The 16,925-nt window shown below is 71.0% G+C and carries 19 protein-coding genes; 13 read left to right on the top strand and 6 right to left on the bottom strand.

Annotated elements, in window-relative coordinates; all coding sequences use genetic code 11:
- Positions 1-23: 23 nt before the first annotated feature.
- The 4 genes from ppa to ACE3OG_RS06545 form a co-directional block, all read right to left on the bottom strand.
- Positions 24-557, bottom strand: coding sequence for an inorganic diphosphatase (gene ppa / locus ACE3OG_RS06560; RefSeq protein ID WP_374306915.1), 534 nt, complete (start codon positions 555-557; stop codon positions 24-26).
- Between the two features lie 250 nt (positions 558-807).
- On the bottom strand, positions 808-1,314 hold the full coding sequence (locus tag ACE3OG_RS06555; RefSeq protein ID WP_374306913.1) for an N-acetyltransferase family protein: 507 nt from the start codon (positions 1,312-1,314) through the stop codon (positions 808-810).
- A gap of 107 nt (positions 1,315-1,421) precedes the next feature.
- Positions 1,422-2,681: a hypothetical protein gene (locus tag ACE3OG_RS06550; protein WP_374306912.1), complete on the bottom strand. Its 1,260-nt coding sequence runs from the start codon at positions 2,679-2,681 to the stop codon at positions 1,422-1,424.
- A 118-nt stretch (positions 2,682-2,799) separates the two neighbouring features.
- Entirely contained in the window at positions 2,800-3,069 is a 270-nt protein-coding gene (locus ACE3OG_RS06545; protein ID WP_374306911.1) for a BON domain-containing protein, read from the bottom strand.
- An 83-nt stretch (positions 3,070-3,152) separates the two neighbouring features.
- Here ACE3OG_RS06545 and ACE3OG_RS06540 point away from each other — a divergent pair, with 83 nt between their 5' ends.
- The 9 genes from ACE3OG_RS06540 to ACE3OG_RS06500 all read left to right on the top strand — a co-directional run bounded on the left by ACE3OG_RS06540 (position 3,153) and on the right by ACE3OG_RS06500 (position 9,594).
- Positions 3,153-3,419 (top strand): hypothetical protein, encoded by a 267-nt coding sequence (locus tag ACE3OG_RS06540; RefSeq protein WP_374306909.1) that lies wholly within the window; start codon positions 3,153-3,155, stop codon positions 3,417-3,419.
- 325 nt (positions 3,420-3,744) lie between these two features.
- Positions 3,745-3,957 carry a hypothetical protein gene (locus tag ACE3OG_RS06535; RefSeq protein WP_374306908.1) on the top strand — a complete coding sequence of 71 codons (213 nt, stop codon included), beginning with the start codon at positions 3,745-3,747 and terminating at the stop codon, positions 3,955-3,957.
- 106 nt (positions 3,958-4,063) lie between these two features.
- The gene (locus ACE3OG_RS06530; RefSeq protein ID WP_374306906.1) at positions 4,064-4,600 is read left to right on the top strand and encodes a Na+/H+ antiporter subunit E; all 537 of its coding nucleotides are present in this window, start codon (positions 4,064-4,066) and stop codon (positions 4,598-4,600) included.
- Complete coding sequence (locus ACE3OG_RS06525; RefSeq protein ID WP_374306905.1) at positions 4,597-4,884, top strand: monovalent cation/H+ antiporter complex subunit F; 288 nt, start codon at positions 4,597-4,599, stop codon at positions 4,882-4,884. Before ACE3OG_RS06530 ends, ACE3OG_RS06525 begins: the two co-directional genes overlap by 4 nt.
- 25 nt (positions 4,885-4,909) lie before the next feature.
- Entirely contained in the window at positions 4,910-5,203 is a 294-nt protein-coding gene (locus ACE3OG_RS06520; protein WP_374306904.1) for a monovalent cation/H(+) antiporter subunit G, read from the top strand.
- A complete protein-coding gene (locus tag ACE3OG_RS06515) occupies positions 5,200-6,156 on the top strand; it encodes a hydrogenase subunit MbhD domain-containing protein (RefSeq protein ID WP_374306902.1) in 957 nt (318 codons plus the stop codon). Before ACE3OG_RS06520 ends, ACE3OG_RS06515 begins: the two co-directional genes overlap by 4 nt.
- A complete protein-coding gene (locus ACE3OG_RS06510) occupies positions 6,153-6,497 on the top strand; it encodes an NADH-quinone oxidoreductase subunit K (RefSeq protein ID WP_374306901.1) in 345 nt (114 codons plus the stop codon). Before ACE3OG_RS06515 ends, ACE3OG_RS06510 begins: the two co-directional genes overlap by 4 nt.
- On the top strand, positions 6,494-7,966 hold the full coding sequence (locus ACE3OG_RS06505; protein WP_374306899.1) for a complex I subunit 5 family protein: 1,473 nt from the start codon (positions 6,494-6,496) through the stop codon (positions 7,964-7,966). The genes ACE3OG_RS06510 and ACE3OG_RS06505 overlap by 4 nt, the downstream gene beginning before the upstream one ends.
- Before the next feature lie 14 nt (positions 7,967-7,980).
- The gene (locus ACE3OG_RS06500; protein ID WP_374306897.1) at positions 7,981-9,594 is read left to right on the top strand and encodes a proton-conducting transporter membrane subunit; all 1,614 of its coding nucleotides are present in this window, start codon (positions 7,981-7,983) and stop codon (positions 9,592-9,594) included.
- Between the two features lie 11 nt (positions 9,595-9,605).
- Here ACE3OG_RS06500 and ACE3OG_RS06495 read toward each other — a convergent pair whose 3' ends face one another.
- Positions 9,606-10,835, bottom strand: a complete 1,230-nt coding sequence (locus ACE3OG_RS06495) for an alpha/beta hydrolase (RefSeq protein WP_374306895.1) — start codon at positions 10,833-10,835, stop codon at positions 9,606-9,608.
- Between the two features lie 152 nt (positions 10,836-10,987).
- Between ACE3OG_RS06495 and ACE3OG_RS06490 the strand changes: the two genes are divergently transcribed.
- Positions 10,988-12,451, top strand: coding sequence for an alpha/beta hydrolase (locus ACE3OG_RS06490; protein WP_374306893.1), 1,464 nt, complete (start codon positions 10,988-10,990; stop codon positions 12,449-12,451).
- Positions 12,452-12,492: 41 nt separating this feature from the next.
- Here the strand turns inward: ACE3OG_RS06490 and ACE3OG_RS06485 are convergent, their stop codons facing one another.
- Positions 12,493-13,020 carry a DUF1269 domain-containing protein gene (locus ACE3OG_RS06485; protein WP_374306891.1) on the bottom strand — a complete coding sequence of 176 codons (528 nt, stop codon included), beginning with the start codon at positions 13,018-13,020 and terminating at the stop codon, positions 12,493-12,495.
- Between the two features lie 136 nt (positions 13,021-13,156).
- Here ACE3OG_RS06485 and ACE3OG_RS06480 point away from each other — a divergent pair, with 136 nt between their 5' ends.
- Genes ACE3OG_RS06480 through ACE3OG_RS06470 form a run of 3 tightly spaced genes read left to right on the top strand, consistent with a single transcriptional unit; the run spans position 13,157 to position 16,735 of the window.
- A complete protein-coding gene (locus ACE3OG_RS06480) occupies positions 13,157-14,209 on the top strand; it encodes an AI-2E family transporter (protein ID WP_374306890.1) in 1,053 nt (350 codons plus the stop codon).
- 22 nt (positions 14,210-14,231) lie between these two features.
- Positions 14,232-15,275, top strand: a complete 1,044-nt coding sequence (locus tag ACE3OG_RS06475) for a patatin-like phospholipase family protein (protein ID WP_374307187.1) — start codon at positions 14,232-14,234, stop codon at positions 15,273-15,275.
- Positions 15,275-16,735, top strand: a complete 1,461-nt coding sequence (locus ACE3OG_RS06470) for a GntP family permease (RefSeq protein WP_374306888.1) — start codon at positions 15,275-15,277, stop codon at positions 16,733-16,735. The genes ACE3OG_RS06475 and ACE3OG_RS06470 overlap by 1 nt, the downstream gene beginning before the upstream one ends.
- Positions 16,736-16,925: the final 190 nt, after the last annotated feature.

The raw sequence follows: 16,925 nt of genomic DNA, 5'->3' as shown, positions 1-16,925 counted from the left end.
GCGCGGCCGGGCCGCCGACGGGCCTACTTCGCCGACTTGTAGCGCTCGATCGACTCGGAGATGATCGCGCGCGCCCGAGCGGCGTCGCCCCAACCCTCGATCTTGACCCATTTGTTGGGCTCGAGATCCTTGTAATGGGCGAAGAAGTGCTCGATCTGGTGCAGCGTGATCTCGGGCAGGTCGGAATAGTTCGCGACCTTGGCGTAGCGCTTGGTCAGCTTCTCGGTGGGCACCGCCAGGATCTTCTCGTCCTGTCCCGCCTCGTCGCGCATGAGGAGGACGCCGACCGGCTTGCAGCTCATGACGGCGCCCGGCACGATGGCCCGGGTGTTGGCGACGATCACGTCGCAGGGGTCGCCGTCCTCCGAAAGCGTATGCGGGATGAAGCCGTAATTGCCCGGATAGCGCATGGAGGTATAGAGGAACCGGTCGACGATCAGCGCGCCGGCGGCCTTGTCGAGCTCATATTTGATCGGCTCGCCTCCGATCGGGACTTCGATCACGACGTTGACATCGTTCGGGGGATTCTTGCCGATCGCGATTGCGTCGAGGCGCATGCTCGTCTCCTGTTCGCTGTCCTTTCGGCCCGCCGCGCGGGCCCCCTCGCCTGGCCCGCGGTGCCGAAGCCTAATGCGCCGCGTCGGGTCCGCTCATGGGCGGGCCCGCCAGAATCAAGAAGGGACGCGAAGGCGGCGGAAGCGCGAAGGCGGGTCGCTCGCCTTATGCGCCACCGCGGTTTGGGCCGCAAGTGCGACCTTGGAAGTGCGACCTTGGAAGTGCGGCCTCGGCCGTGCGGCGGCGGAAGGCTCAGCTGAAGGCGAAGGCGCAGCGGGCGCGCGTCTCGTCGCCGAATCGCTCGTTCGCCTGGCGGACGTTGCGCCCGCCCAGATGCGTGTAGAACGCGATCGCGCGCTCATTGTCGGCGAGCGCCCAGACGAGCAGCGACGGATAGCCGTGCGCGGAGAGATCCTCGCGCGCGGCCTCGAACAGCTTGCGGCCGAAGCCGATTCCCTGGAATTCGGGCGCGACGTAGAGCTCGAAGACCTCGCCGCCGTAGCGCAGCGAGGGGACGCGGTTGCGGCCGTAGCTGACGTAGCCGCCGATCACCTCGTCGAAGTCGAGCACGAGAAGACGCGAGCCGCGCATGATCGCCGAATGCCACCAGCGCGGGCCGCGCCGCGCGATGAGGCGCTCGAGCTCGCGGCCGGGAATGACGCCGCGATAGGCGTCGCGCCAGGCCGCGTCATGGACGTCCGCGATTCCCGCAGCGTCGCCCTCACGCGCGTTCCGGATGCTGATGACGCCTTCGATCATGCCGGAATCTTAGGTCTCAACGCCCGCCGCGCGCAAGACTTTTGCGGTCGCAGGCGCGGCCCGCCGAAGGGCGCGCGGCGTTTCCACGACACGTCGCGGCGTCGCCCTCACGCGCTCTCGGCCGGGGCGTCGAGGAGCGCGGCTTCGTCGGCTTCGTCCCCGGCGTCCGGCCCCGGCGCCGCGGGCCGCGCGCGATGCAGCCCCTTCAGCAGCGCGACGAAGGCGATCGCGGCGCAGTCGAGAAGGGTGACCCACCAGATCTGCGCGCTCGCCGCCCCAAGGAAGGACAGCACGAGAACCGCCGTCAGGCCCGCCAGAAGCGCGGGCGCCGCCTCGGCCGGCGCCCGCGCGGCGAGGCGGAAAGCCGTCGCGGCGAGGAAGGCGAAGGCGAGCGCGCCGAGCGCGCCGAGATCGTGCCAGACGACGAAGGGCAGTCCGCGGGGCGAGGCGTCGGGCATGTAGCCGAGCGCCAGCGCGCGGTCCGCCGCGCCGAAGCCGTGCCCGGTCACGAGACGCGGCCATTCGGTGAGAATCATGTCGCGCCAGACGGCCATCGACCGCAGGCCGGCGCCGGCGCGCGGCGCGGAATCGGCGACCGGGCCGAGCGCCAGGGCGATCGCCGGCGCGGCCAGCGTCAGCGCGGCGAAGGCGAGGCCGAGCGCGCGGCCGACGCCGCCCGCGCCGGACATCGCCAGCGCGAACACGAAAGCCGCCGCGCCCATCGCGGCGAGCGCGGCCTGCGCGAAGCCGGCGAAGGCGACGCCGGCGGCGAGCAGGGCGAGCGCGGCGGCGAACGCCCAGCGCTCGCGCAGGCACAGCGCGCCGAGCGCCGGCCACACCAGCACGATCTGCGTGATCATCGCGCGCGTGAAGCGTGTGTCCCGCACCCCGGCCGCGTCCGCGAAATAGGCTTCCCCGCGCAGGGTCAGCGCCAGAAGGGCGCAGGCGCCGAGCGCGACGCCGACGGGAAGGAGATAAAGGTCGAAGGCGCGCGTGCGCGCCGGCAGCCAGGCGGCGAGCAGCGCGACGAGCGCCGTGGTGCCGACGATCTGCGCGAAGCGCGGCGCGGCGTCCGCGGGAAAGGGCGTCCAGACGAGCGACAGACCGGCCCAGAAAGCGAGGAACAGCGCGGCGAGGCCCGGCTTCGAGCCGAGCGCGGCGCGCAAATGGCGCGGTCCGTGCCCCTCCGCCCCGATCACGGCGCCGACCAGCGCCACGGACGCGCCGACCGGCATCAGCACATAGATCGCGTCGCGCGCGAAGACGGCGACGACCGGCAGGGCCGTCATCAGAATGACGAGCCCCAGCCGAATCAGAAGCCTCGCGGCGTCGGCCGCGACCGTCTCGGTCTGGTCGGCGAAGTGCATGGCGCTCTGCGGATGAGAGACGCGGATCGGACGCCCGCCTCCCATCTTAACGCCGAAAATCGCGCGCGCTGTGGATCCCGTGCAACAGTCGCGCGCTGAATCGCCCGCCTTCGCGGCCTCAGCAGGCGGCGATGGTCTCGTCCGAAACGGCCTTGACGCCCGCCACGCCTTCGACCAGCGCGAGCAGCGCCTTGTGCTCCTCCGGCGACCCGACGAGCCCCCACACGTGGACGACGCCGTCCTTGACGGTGATGTTGCGCTCTCCGAAGCCTGTCCACGGCTGTTCGGCGAGCTGCTGCAGGACAGCCTCGCGGACGCCGCGGTCGGGCGAGACGGCCGCCGCACGCGGGCGGACTTGATAGACTCCCTCATATGACAGTTTCGTCACGCGCATTTTTCACGCAACCGCGGACGGCGCGCGGCGGTTCGAGCCTCATCGGGGCGAAAAACGCCCGAAGAAGGAGGTCCGCCATGAAAATCAGCCATCTCGCGCCGCTCGCCTTTGCGGCGTTCGTCGGGCTCGCCGGCGTCGCCGGCGCGCAGGGAATCGTGCGCGGCGCGCAGGAGGGCGCAGCGACGGGAAACCGGGCGGCCGGGCCCGTCGGCGGCGTCGTGGGCGGCGCGGTGGGCGCCGGCGTCGGCGGCGCGGTCGGCGGCGTCAAGGGCGTGCTCGGCATCCCGCAGGGGCGTAGCGCGTACGCGCACAAGCGTCATTATCGCCACGGCCACCATTATTGAGCGGCGGAGTGTGCGCAAACGCTCACGGCGAAGCCGCAACGGCGCTATGCTCGTGGCTTGTTAATGATGACGGCGCAGCCTGAACCCGCGTGGCGAGGCTCCTCCTGCGCCGCCGCCGCTGGAGGCCGACGCCATGATGCGCCTACGCCACGCTTTCGCCGACGACATGCGCACCGCCGCCGCGCTCACCGTTCTCGGCTTCGTGATGATGGCGCTTTTCTACCCTTGAGCGGACGCGTTCCGGCGCGTCCGTCTCGGCTGGCGCGCCAATTGCTTGAGCTCATGAACTGGGGAGGTCGACGCCCGCGTTCCGGAAATGCGCCCAATGACCAAGATCATGATCCTGATCTGCTCGATCGCCACGCCGATCGAGGAATGCTCGCCGCTGACCGCGCTCAGCTCGGCGCGCGGCCCGGACGCCTATAGCGCCATCAGCTGCGGCCTGTTCGGCCAGGCCCAGCTCGCCCGCTCCCCGCTGGCCCCGCAGACGAACGAATATGAAAAGATCGTGTGCTCGACGGGCGGCTCGCGGAGCTGACGCGCCCTTGCGCGCTCCCGGCGTGGCCATAATTAGCTTTCCGACGCGCGTCGCGACCTGATAGGCTTGAGCCAGGCCGCGCGTCGGCGCTTGGTGCGTGAATTTCATGAACGAAGGTCGATCGGCCGCGACGACGATTGATCGGAGGCCGCCCGCTTCGACGCCGGGCCGATCCCTCGCGCGCCGCAGCGTCTTTTTCTTCGTCTTCTGGCTGATGATCTCGAAGATGGAGCCGGCTGGCGCGGTCGTCGGCGCGGCGACGGCCGTTCTCGCGGCCTGGCTCAGCCTTCGTCTCCTGCCGCCCGGCGCCGCCCGTCCACGCCCGCTGGCTCTCCTGCTGTTCGCCGCGCGCTTCGCGGGCCAGTCGATTCGCGCCGGGTTCGACGTGGCGAGGCGCGCGCTCGATCCCGCCCTGCCGATCAGCCCCGGCTTCGTCGCCTATCGGCCGCTCACCCCCCCGGGGAACGGTCGCGCCGCCTTCTACGCCCTGTCGAGCCTCCTGCCCGGCTCCGTGCCGACGTGCGAGGAAGACGGCGCATTGCTCGTCCATTGCCTCGACGTCCGTGAGCCCGTCGCCGCGGATCTCGAAGCGGAGGAGCGCATGTTCATGCGCGCCCTCGGGCTCGAGGAGGCGCGGCGATGACCGCCTTGCTTCTTGGCGCGGCGGCCTTCGTCCTCGTCTGCGTCGCGCTCGGCCTCGCGCGGCTTCTGCGCGGCCCCGGCGACGCCGACCGCCTGATGGCCGCCCAGCTTCTCGGCAGCGGCGGCGTCGCGGTGCTGTTGCTCGTCTCGGCGGCGACGGGGATCGTCGGCGTCGTGGACGTCGCGCTCGCCTTCGCCCTGCTCGCCGCCTTCGCCTCGGTCGCCTTCGTCGGCGGCGAGGACGAAGACGAAACGCCGCCCTCGCCCGCCTCCCGCAGCCGTTGACCAGCCCCGCCCCAAGGGTTTGCGCATGACGCTCGCCGTCAGCCTCTTCAGCATCCTCGCCATCTGCGCCGGCGCCTTCTTCTTCCTCGCCGGAACGGTCGGCCTGCTGCGTTTTCCCGACGCGCTGACCCGCCTGCACGCGCTGACCAAAGCGGACAATCTCGGCCTCGGCCTCATCGCCCTCGGCCTCGTCCCGCAGGCGTCCGACCTCGTCGACGCGCTGAAGCTCGTCGCCGTCTGGGCGCTGACGCAGCTCGCCGGGGCGACCGCAGCGCAGCTCGTCGCGCGCGCCCTGCGGCGCAGGGAGAGCGGCGCGTGAGCCTTCTCGACGCGCTCGACCTCGGACTCGCCGGCGTCGTCCTCACCGTGGCCGCGTGGACGATCCTGATCCGCTCGTCCTTCTCGGCGGCGCTCGGCTACGTCGCCTACGGCCTCCTGCTCGCGCTGATCTGGGCGCGCCTCGCGGCGATCGACGTCGCCATCGCCGAGGCGGCGATCGGCGGCGGCGTCACGGGCGTGCTGCTGATCGGCGCGGCGCGCCGGCTGCGCGAGGCGCCGCAATGCGAGTCCGAGCGGCTTCCCGTCTCGGCGCGGCTCGCCGCCGCGGCGCTGTGCGCCGTCGTCGCCCTCGCCGTCGGTCTCGTCGTGCTCGGCCTGCCGCGGCCGAGCCCCGGCCTCGCGCCGCTCGCGCGCGAGCGCCTCGGCCCGACCGGCCTCGGCAATCCGGTCACCGCCGTTCTGATGGTCTTCCGCGCCTTCGACACGCTGCTCGAGAAGATCGTCCTGCTGCTCGCCGTGGTCGGCGTGTGGTCGCTGGCGCAGGACCGGTTCTGGGGCGGCGCGCCCGGCCCCGCCCCCGCGCCGGCGCCGCGAGGGGCGCTCGCGTTCCTCGCGCGCACGCTTCCCCCGTTCGGCCTGCTCGTCGGCGTCCATCTTCTATGGGTCAGCAAGGACGATCCGGGCGGCGCCTTCCAGGGCGGCGCGGTCATCGCCGCGATGTGGCTCATCGTCGTCATCGCCCGCCTCGCCCCGGCGCCGCCGGTGGCCTCGCGCCGGCTTCGGCTCGCGCTCGTCGCCGGACCGGCCGTCTTCCTCGCCGTCGGGCTCGCTGGCGCGCTCGTCGCCGGCGCCGTCTTCGCGCTGCCGCAGGGCTGGTCGGTCCCGCTCATCCTCATCGTCGAGGCCTTCATGACGCTCACCGTCGCGGCGACCCTGCCGATGCTCGTCGCCGGACCGCCCGACCGGACGCCGGAGCGGAGCGAAGCGCCATGAACGGAGCGACCATCGCCGGGCTCGCCGGGGCGGCCCTGATCGGCCTCGGCCTCTACGGGCTGATCGTCGACCCGCGGCCGCTGCGCAAGATCCTCGCCTTCAACATGCTGGGCAGCGGCGTCTTCCTCGTCTTCGGCATCATCGCCCGCAACGGCGCCGCCGCGGGCTTCTCAGGCGATCCCGTCCCGCAGGCGATGGTCATCACTGGCGTCGTCGTCGCCTTCTCGGCGAGCGCGCTCGCCGTCGCCATGCTGCTGCGGCTTTACGAGGAAAGCGGCGAGACCAGCCTCGCCCCCGAGCCGCCGCCCGAGCCCGACGCGTCCGAAAGGCCGGAAGCGTGACGCAAGGCGCCGTCCTCCTCCCGCTCGCCATCCTGCTGCCGGCCGCCGGCCTCATCGCCTCCTTCGCGGTCGGCGGACGGCGCGCGCAGACGATCACCCTCGCGCTGGCGCCGGCGAACCTCGCCCTCGCCATCGCCATCGCCTTTCTCGTGCGCGGCGCCGGCGCGCCGCTCGTCTATCACGTCGGCGCCCTGCCGCCGCCGCTCGGCATCGCGCTGAAGGCGGACGGCTTCTCGGCCGTCATGCTCGTCGCCTCGGCGCTCATCCTGTGGGCGGCGAGCGTCTACGCGCGGGCCGACTTCACGACGCCAGAGGGAAAGAGCGAAGCGCGCGCGCCCTTCGCCTTCTGGAGCCTCGTCCAGGGGCTCGGCTGCGGCCTCGCCATCGTCTTCCTGAGCTCGGACCTCTTCAACCTCTACGTCGCGCTCGAGCTTCTGACCTTCGCCGCCGCGCCGCTCGTCTGCCTTGGCGGCGGCGCGGCGACGCTGCGCGCGGCGCTGCGCTATCTCGTCTTCGCGCTGTTCGGCTCCGTGCTCTACCTGCTCGGCGTCGCTCTCCTCTACGGGGCCTATGGCACGCTCGACATTTCCCTGCTCGCGCAGCGGATCGGCCCGCACGGCGTCGTCTACGCCGCCGCGGCGCTGACCACCGCGGGGCTGCTGGCGAAGACGGCGCTCGCGCCGCTGCATCTGTGGCTGCCGCCGGCGCACGCCGGCGCGCCGCCGGCGGCGAGCGCCATCCTCTCCGCGCTCGTCGTCAAGGGCTCGTTCTTCCTGATCGTGCGCCTGTGGTTCGACGTCTTCCCGAGCCTCGCCGCGGGGGCAGGCGCGATCGTCCTCGCTTCGCTCGGCGGCTTCGCCGCGCTGCTCGGCGGCGCGATGGCGCTGCGGCAGGCGCGCCTCAAGATGCTCATCGCCTATTCGACGGCGGCGCAGATCGGCTATCTGTTCCTGATGTTCCCGCTCGCGCTCGGCGGCGCGCCCTGGGCGCCCGACGCCTGGGCGGGGGGAATTTTCCAGACGCTTTCGCACGCTTTCGCCAAGGCCGGCATGTTCCTCGCCGCCGGCCTCGTCGCGAAATCGCTCGGCCATGACCGCATCGACGGCCTTTCGGGCCTTGGCCGCTCCATGCCCATCGCCGCCCTCGCGCTCGGCGTCGGCGGGCTGTCGCTGATGGGCCTGCCGCCGAGCGGCGGCTTCATGGCCAAATGGCTGCTGCTGACGAGCGCCGCCGAGGCGGGCGCCTGGCCGATCGTCGCCGTGCTGCTCGCCGGCACGCTGCTCGCGGCGGGCTATCTCTATCGCATCCTGCGCCCGACGCTCGCCCTGCCCGCCGCCGAGCTCAAGGCGCCGCGCCAGCCGGGCCGCGAGCTGATCGCCCTCGCGCTCGCCGTCGTCGCCGCGCTGATGGGGCTCGCGCCGCTCGGCTTCTATGATTTTCTCGACATCGGCCGCCCGCCGACGCCCTGACCCGGAGACGAGCGATGAACACGACCGCGCTCCTCCTCGCCGCCGCCTATGGCGCGCCGCTCCTCCTCGCGCTCGCCTGCGCGGTTCCCACGTGGCGTCGCGCCGCCCTTTCGTTGACGTCGCTCGCGCCCCTGCCCGCGCTCGCCGCCGCGCTGGACGTGCTGACCTTCGGCCGCATCGCCGCCCGAACGCCGCTGCTCGGGCTCAACTTCTATCTCGACGCCACGGGCGCGACGATGATGGCGGCCGCGAGCGCGCTGTGGATCGTCGCCGGCGTCGCCGCCTCGCCGCTGAAGCGCGGCGAGGGCGGCGTCCGCTTCGGCGTCGCCTGGCTCCTGACGCTCGCCGGAAGCATGGGCGTCTTCGCGGCGACCGACCTCGTCACCTTCTATTTCGTCTACGCGCTGGTCAGCCTGCCGGCTTACGCGCTGGTCGTCCATGACGGCGACGCGCAGGCGCGGCGGGCGGGCGCGGTCTACCTCGCCTTCGCGATCCTCGGCGAAACCCTTCTCCTGCTCGCCTTCGCCCTCCTCGCGGCGGGCGAGCCGGCCGGGCGGCTCTACATCGCCGACGTGATGGCGGCGCTGCCCAATTCGCCCTTCGCCGCGCCCGCGGTCGCGCTCGCCGTCGCCGGCTTCGCGATGAAGATGGGCCTCGTGCCGATGCACGGCTTCATGCCGCTCGCCTACACGGCCGCGCCCTGCGCCGCCGCCGCGGCGCTGTCGGGAGCGGCGGTCAAGGCCGGCGTCGTCGGCCTTCTGCGCTTCGCGCCCTTCGGCGTCCACCTGCCAGGGCTCTCCGAGGCGCTGACCGCGGCCGGCCTCTTCTCCGCCTTCTACGGCGTCGCCGTAGGTGTCCTGCAGAAGAACCCGAAGACCATCCTCGCCTATTCGAGCGTCAGCCAGATGGGCGTGATCGCGACGGTCGTCGGCATGGGGCTTTCGGCCGGCGATCCCGACGCGATCATCCAGACGGCTTTTTACGGCGCCAACCACACGCTCATCAAAGGCGCCCTGTTCCTCGCCGTGGGGCTCGCCATGGCCAAAGGCGGACGGCGCGCGATCGTCCTCGCGCCTGCGCTTCTCCTCGCGCTGAGCCTCGGCGGCCTGCCGCTCACCGGCGGCGCGCTGGCCAAGCTCGCCGTCAAGGACACGCTGGGCGGCGCGCTCGTCGGCTGGCTCGCCAGCTTCTCGGCCGCCGGCACGACCATGCTGATGCTGCATTTCGTCGGCGCGCTCGCCGAAGCGCGGCCGCCCCGCGACGGCGCTCCCGCCGCGTCCTCCGCGCCCTGGCTCGTCGCGGCGGCGCTGGCGCTCGTCATGCCCTTCGCGCTTTATCCGACGCTCGGCGAGCCTTTCGCCAACGCGCTCCAGCCCACGGCGCTCGTCGAGGGCCTGTGGCCCATCCTGCTCGGCGCGGCGCTGGCCGCGGCCCTGCGGCGCTACGGGACGCGCCTGCCGAGCCCGCCGCCCGGCGATCTCATCGTCGTCGAGGAGGCGGGAGCGCGGACGCTCGCCTCGGCGGGGGCCCTGGTCGAGCGGGGCGAATACGCGCTGCGCCAGTGGCCGGCGGCGACGATGGCCATGATGGCGATCGTCGCCCTGATCGGCCTCGTGCTGGCCTCGTAGCCGTCCGCGCCTTAATGCAGCTTGACGACGTCGGGCGCCGAGGTGAGCGCGTCGCCCGCCACGCCGCCGAGATGGCCGACCTGATCGTCGAGCGTGCGCCGCGATTCGGGATCGACGATCGCCAGAGGCGCGGTGACCGCGACGCCGGCGACGCCGCCGACCGTCTGCCCGACGCCCATCGCGAAGGTTCCGACGCGCTCGCCGAGGCTCGGCGCCGGACCGAAGCTCTGTCCGGCGATGAGGCGCTTGCCGAGCAGCTGCACGATCTCAGGATTCTCGGCGAACTTCGAGTGGTTGAGCGAGCCCGGCCGCGACAGGTCGGTGAGGTCGATCATCTCGACCCCCTCGTTTTCGAGCTGCGTCCGATAAGGTTCGACCGTCGGATCGACGAGGCCGAGACGCTGCACGTCGCCGGCGAGGCGCCGCGAGACCTGCAGCGCGCGGTCCTCGCGCGAGGAGAACACGCTGAGGCGCGGGCGCGGCTTGCCGATCTTGAGCCACTGCGCAGTGAAGACGTCGACGTCGAGGTCGGGCGCGGCGAGGATCACGCTCTGGATCTTGGGCGGCACGCGGCCGCGCCGGATCGCCATCTGCCGCAGCGACTCCATGACCAGCCACGAGCCCATGGAATGGGCCATAACGGTGACCTCGCGCACGTCGCGGTCGTCGACGATGCGCCAGAGCAGCGTCTCGAGCTCGTCGCGCGAGGCGTTGGTGCTCTCGCGGTCGTAGACGTACTGGAACACGTTGCCGCGCGAGGGCCAGGTGAACAGCACGGGCGCCGCCTGCGCGCCGGAATCATGGACGATCTGCGCGAGCGAGAATACCGCGTCCTCAAACCGCACGTTGAAGCCGTGCACGAAGACGAGAACGCGCTTTTGCGGCGGCAGAGCCTTGCGCAGCCAGGTCTGCGCCGCGGCTTCGCCGGAAAGCGGCGTCACGCTGACGGCGGCGAAATCCGTCGCCGGATTGGGCGGCAGCTGTTGCGGCCATTGCACCTCGCCGACCCGCCTCGCGGCGTCGGGCGGCACCGACACGACGATGTTGGTCAGGGAGACGTCGGGCTTGCGTTCGCCGGTGAACAGGATCCCCGGATCGGCGGCGGGCTTGCGCGTCGTCGCGACCAGCATGTCGACGAGGCTCGCGCCGGGCGACGTGCCGCCGATCGGCGCCAGCACTCCCTCCGGCCGTCCGCAGGCGGCGAGAGCGAGACAGAGCAGCGCCGCCGTCACGAGCCTCATCTTCGCTCCCGTCTTTGCCAGCATCGCCGTTCCGGTATAGCTGCATTCGCACGACGATTTGACGCCGCGGCGTGGAATCGAGCCGACGGCGCACCGAAAATCGGCGGATGCGTCATCGGCGCCACGCCGCACGCCCGACCTCGACGAGAGTCATGACGGAACGACTTTTAAAATATCTAAAGCGCGCGGCGCTCGTCGCCGGGATCGCCCTCGTCGTCCTCCTCGGAGCGCGGGTCTACGACTCCCAGCGCGGCGCGCCGCTCGACCTCTGGCACACCTTCGCCCCTCATGAGATGGCGCCGGAGGCGCTGGATCACGCGGGCTGGAGCGCCTATCTCGGCGCCGAGGACAAGATTTTCGGCGAGGTCCGGCGCGAGGTCACCGACAAGCTCCCCGCGGAGGACGAGGTCCCGGCGAACCGCTATTTCGCCGGCAGCCCCGTCTATCCCGGCCACTTCGCGCAGGACTGGAACCGCTCCTACGAGCTCGTTCCGGAAGGTCCGCCGAAAGGCGCCGTCGTGCTGCTGCACGGGCTCACCGATTCGCCCTACAGCCTGCGCCACATCGGGCGCGCCTACCGCGAACGCGGCTTCGTCGTCGTCGCGCCGCGCCTGCCGGGGCACGGGACGACGCCGGGCGCGCTGGCGAAAGCGACCTGGGAGGACTGGATGGCGGCGACGCGGCTCGCCGTGCGCGAAGCGCGCGAGAAGGCGCCGGCGCCCGCGCCGCTCGAGATCGTCGGCTTCTCCAACGGCGGCGCGCTCGCCCTCAAATATGCGCTCGACGCGGTCGAGGACGAAACGCTCGCGCGGCCGAGCCGGCTCGTCCTCATCTCGCCGATGGTGGGAATCACCCGTTTCGCGCGCTTCGCCGGCCTCGCCGGCCTGCCGGCCTTCTTTCCCGCCTTCGCCAAGGCCGCCTGGCTCGGCGTGGTGCCGGAGTTCAATCCGTTCAAATATAATTCATTCCCGGTGAACGGGGCGCGCCAGTCCTACGCCGTCACGCAGGTCCTGCAGGGACGGCTCGCGGCGCTTTCGCAGGAGGGGCGGCTCAAGGCGCTGCCGCCGATCCTGACCTTCCAGTCGGTCGTCGACTTCACCGTCTCGACCCGGGCGATCATCGGCTCGCTCTACAATCTGCTGCCGGCGGGCGGCGGGCATGAGCTCGTGCTGTTCGACCTCAACCGCAACGCCGTGTTCGGCCAGATGCTGCGCCTGACCGCCGACGACGCGCTGAACCGGCTCCTGCCGCCGCCGCCGCGCGCCTTCGCCGTGTCCGTCGTCGCCAACGCCAGCCCGGCCACGACGGACGCCGTCGAGCGCCGCGTCGCAGCCGGGTCGACGCAGGAGGAGACGCGGCCGCTCGGCCTTTCGTTTCCGCCGGGCGTCTTCTCGCTCTCGCATGTCGCGCTGCCGTTTCCGCTCAGCGACTCGCTCTACGGCCTGCAGCCCGACCTCGCGGAGGATTTCGGCGTGAATCTCGGCGCGCTCGCGCCGCGCGGCGAGCGCGGAACGCTGATCGTCAGCCTCGATTCGCTGCTGCGGATGTCCTCGAACCCTTTCTTTCCCTACATGCTGGAGCGCGTCATGACGCAGGCCGGCGAGCCTGCGCCATGAGAAACGGGCCATGAGAAGCGCGTCATGAGGCGCGCGCCGACTCAGCCTTCGGCGGCTGGCGCCGGAGCGGCGGCCGGGGCCGCGATGGCGCCGGCGAGCGCGTTGCGCAGCGCCTGCTCCTTGGTCTCGTCGAGCGAGGTCTTCAGCACTACGCCGCCATAGGGCTTGATCGCGTCGAGCACCTTGTCGGCGGTCATGCTCTCGATGAGCGCGAACAGCGCGGCGTCGCCCGGCTTGATGCTCTCCGAAAGGTCCTTCATGAACTTGTCGTTGATGCCGACGTCGGTCAGAGCGCCGCCGAGCGCGCCGCTCGCCGCGCCGATCGCGGCGCCGAGCAGCGGATTGAGGAACAGGACGCCGACGAGCAGCCCCCAGAAGCTGCCGGAGACTGCGCCCGCCGCGGTCGTGTTGATGACCTGATGCAGCTTGATCTGGCCGTCCGCCGACTTCGTGGCGATCACGGCGTCGCCGAGCTTGATGAGGTACTCCTTCTGGAGCCCGAACAGGAGGGAGCGAACCTCCTCGGCTTTCTGCTCGCTCGGGTAGACAATGACGACGAGATCGGACATGGAACAGGCTCCCGTTTGCTTCGCCTTGACGGCGCGGCACAATGCGGCGCGTCCCCGTCATTTTCAAGCCTCGGACCTCGCATATAAGCTTGGCCGCGGCCGCGGCCGTCTCCCTCCCTAGGAGCGCACCAGAGTCATGGAGAGCACAATCACGCGCGTCGCCGCGACGATGATCGTCGTCTTCCTGTCGATCTTCGCGGCCTATCAGGTCGCCGCCGTGTTCGAGCCGGCGGCCTTCGCGCTGTTCGCCATCGCCATCGTCTGGCCGCTGCAGAAGGCGCTCGAAACGAAGCTGCCGGCGGGCGTCGCGCTGCTCCTCACCGTAGGCGTGACGATCGTCGTCATCGTCAAATTGACCTCGATGGTCGCCTGGGGCGGAAGCCAGGTCGGACAGTGGCTGACGCTCAATCTCGACCGCTTCCAGGCCCTTTACATCTCATGGGCGCGATGGCTCGAGGCGAAGGATCTCTACATCGCCGGCACCATCGCCGACCGCTTCAACGTGGTGTGGATGCTGCGCATGTTCCAGACCGTGGCGCTGCGGCTCAACAGCGTCATCGGCTTTTCGCTGCTGATCTTCATCTTTCTCGCCATGGGCCTCCTGGAGGTGCGCGTCGTCGGCGCCAACCTGCGCTCGGTCGGCGGCCCGACGGGCGAACGGCTCGTCGCCGCGGCGATCTCGGCGTCGCGCAAGTTCCGGCGCTACATGCTGGTGCGCACCGCCGCAAGCGTGCTGACCGGCCTCATCGTCTGGGCCTTCTGCGCCTTCATGGGGCTCGAGCTCGCCGCCGCCTGGGGCGTCATCTCCTTCGCGCTCAACTACATCCCCTTCATCGGGCCGCTGATCGCCACCATTCTGCCGGCCCTGTTCGGCTTCGCGCAGACGGGATCGTGGGAGACGGCGCTCACCGTGCTGCTGGCGCTGACCTTCGTGCAATTCATGATCGGCAGCTATTTCGAGCCGCTGTTCACCGCCAAGACGCTGTCGGTGTCGCCCTTCGCGGTGGTTTTCGCGGTGTTCTTCTGGGGTTTCCTCTGGGGCTTGCCGGGAACCGTCATCGGCGTTCCGATTCTGATCGCCGTCCTCACCGTTTGCGAGCAGTTTCCGCAGAGCCGGTGGATCGCCGAATTGATGTCGAGCAAGCCGCCGCCTGCGCCTGACAGGACGGCTGAGGCGCGCGCGGCCTGAAGAAAGGAACGTGCTTTTGGCTTTGGAGACTTCGACGACGCTGATTGAGCGCGGGCCGGTTCTGGTCGACCTCGCGCTGCAGGGCGGCGGCGCCCATGGCGCCTTCACCTGGGGCGTGCTCGACCGCCTGCTCGAGGAGCCCTGGCTGCAGATCGACGGCGTCTCGGGCACCTCGGCCGGGGCGATGAACGCCGCCGTGATGGCCGACGGCTACACCCGCGGCGGCGCGCCGGCCGCGCGCGAGGCGCTCGCCGGCTTCTGGCGGGCGGTCGCCGACGCCGGGCGCTTCAGCCCGCTGCGGCGCGGCCCGCTCGACCGGCTGCTCGGGCGCTGGACGCTCGACTCCTCGCCCGTGTTCATCGCCATGGACATGATGAGCCGGCTGTTCTCGCCCTATGACGTCAATCCGCGCGGCGTCAATCCGCTGCGCGACATCCTCGAGGCGCAGATCGACTTCAGGCGGCTGCAGGACTCCTCGATGCGGCTGTTCGTCACCGCGACCAACGTGCACACCGGACGCGGCCACATCTTCCGCAACGCCGACGTCACCGCCGACGTGCTGCTCGCCTCCGCCTGCCTGCCGACCATGTTCCAGGCGATCGAGATCGACGGCGAGCCCTACTGGGACGGCGGCTACTCCGGCAATCCGGCGATCACGCCGCTGGTGCGCGAATGCCGCTCGGAGGACACCATCCTCATCCAGATCAATCCCGTCGAGCGCAAGACCACGCCGCGCTCGGCCGCCGAGATCCTGAACCGCCTCAACGAGATCGCCTTCAACTCGGTGCTGCTCAAGGAGCTGCGCATGGGCGCGCTGCTGCGCCGCATGGCCGACGCCAAGGACGAGGAGGGGCGCCTGTGGGCGCAGATGCGCATCCACCGCATCGCCAGCGACGTGATGAACGAGCTCGGCGCCTCCTCGAAGCTCAACGCCGAATGGGCCTTCTTCGAGATGCTGCACAAGGAGGGCCGCAAGAGCGCCGACGCCTTCCTGCAGGCCCACGCCCATGACCTTGGCGTGCGCTCGACGCTCGAAATGGACCCGCTGCTGGAGGCCAGGATCTGATGGGGCTCGTCGGCATCCTCGCAGCCCTCGCGCTGCTCATCTTCCTCGCCTATCGCGGCTGGAGCATTCTCGTCATCGCTCCCGTAGCGGCGCTGGTCGCCGCGGCCTTCTCGGCGCAGCCGCTGCTGGCGCACTGGACGCAGACCTTCATGGGCAGCGCCGGCCAGTTCGTGGTCTCGTTCTTTCCGATCTTCCTGCTCGGCGCCGTGTTCGGCAAGCTGATGGAGGATTCGGGCTCGGTCGCGGCGATCGCCGACTACATGACCAGGACGCTCGGGCCGCAGCGCTCGATCCTCGCCGTCGTGCTCGCCGGCGCGCTGGTCACCTACGGCGGCGTCAGCCTGTTCGTCGCCTTCTTCGTGCTCGCGCCGATGGGCCAGGCGCTGTTCCGCTCGGCGAACGTGCCCAAGCGCCTGATGCCGGCGGCGATCGCGCTCGGCACCTCGACCTTCACCATGTCGGCGCTGCCCGGAACGCCGGCGATCCAGAACGCCATTCCGATGCCCTTCTTCGGCACCACCCCCTTCGCCGCGCCGGGCCTTGGGATCATCGCCTCGGCGATCATGCTGGCCTTCGGCATGTGGTGGCTCTCGCGCGCCGCGCGCCGGGCCAACGCCGCCGGCGAGGGCTATGGCGGCGCGCCGCTCGCCGCCGAGCCGGCGCTCGCCGCCGCCGGCGACGCGATCGTGCGCGAGCGCGCGACGACCGCCGGCGCCTTCGATCCGGCCGAGATCGGCCGCAGCGAGAAGCGCAAGGGCCAGCCCTCGGCGCTGGTCGCCTTCCTGCCGCTCGCCGTGGTGGTGGTCGTCAATCTCCTGATGTCCTTCGTCGTGCTGCCGCGCATGGACGCGTCCTATCTGGCGCAGCCGGAATGGGGCTCGACGTCGCTCGCCGCGGTCGGCGGCGTCTGGGCGGTCGTCACCGCGCTGGCCGCGGCGATCGTCGTCGTGACCGCGCTCAACTTCCCCGGCGTGCCGTCGCTGCGCGCGACTGTGGACGCCGGCGCCAACGCCTCCACCCTGCCCGTGCTCAGCGTCGCCAGCCTCGTCGGCTTCGGCTCGGTGGTGGCGGCGCTGCCGGCCTTCGCGGCGGTGCGCGACTGGGTGCTCGGCATCGGCGGCGGCCCGCTCGTCTCGCTGGCGGTGGCGACCAACATCCTCGCCTCGCTCACCGGCTCGGCGTCGGGCGGCCTCACCATCGCCCTCGACGCCCTCGGCGAGTCCTACATGAAGATCGCCGCCGACACCGGCCTCAGCCCCGAGCTGATGCACCGCGTCGCGGTGATCGGCGCCGGCACGCTCGACAGCCTGCCGCACAACGGCGCCGTGGTCACCCTGCTCGCCGTCTGCGGCTGCACCCACAAGGAAAGCTACCTCGACATCGTCATGGCCGCCATCGTCGGCGCCCTCATCGCCCTCATCGCCGTAATCGCACTCGGCAGCGCCTTCGGATCGTTCTGAAGCCCCGCGCGCAGCCGCCGGAAACGAAAAAGGGGATTATCCCCTTGACGCAAGTTGTCGCATTAGGGCCTGTCGTCATTTAGGGGCTTCCGGCGCGCTGGAAACTTCGATTCATAGAAGGTCAGCCATTTTGGAGCTGACCGGTGCGACGCTACAGCCTTCGCGACTCCCAATGGGAGCGCATCCGCGA

The organism is Methylocella sp., assembly GCF_041905455.1.
GTDB lineage: Bacteria > Pseudomonadota > Alphaproteobacteria > Rhizobiales > Beijerinckiaceae > Methylocapsa.
This window is presented reverse-complemented; position numbering and strand designations above follow the sequence as displayed.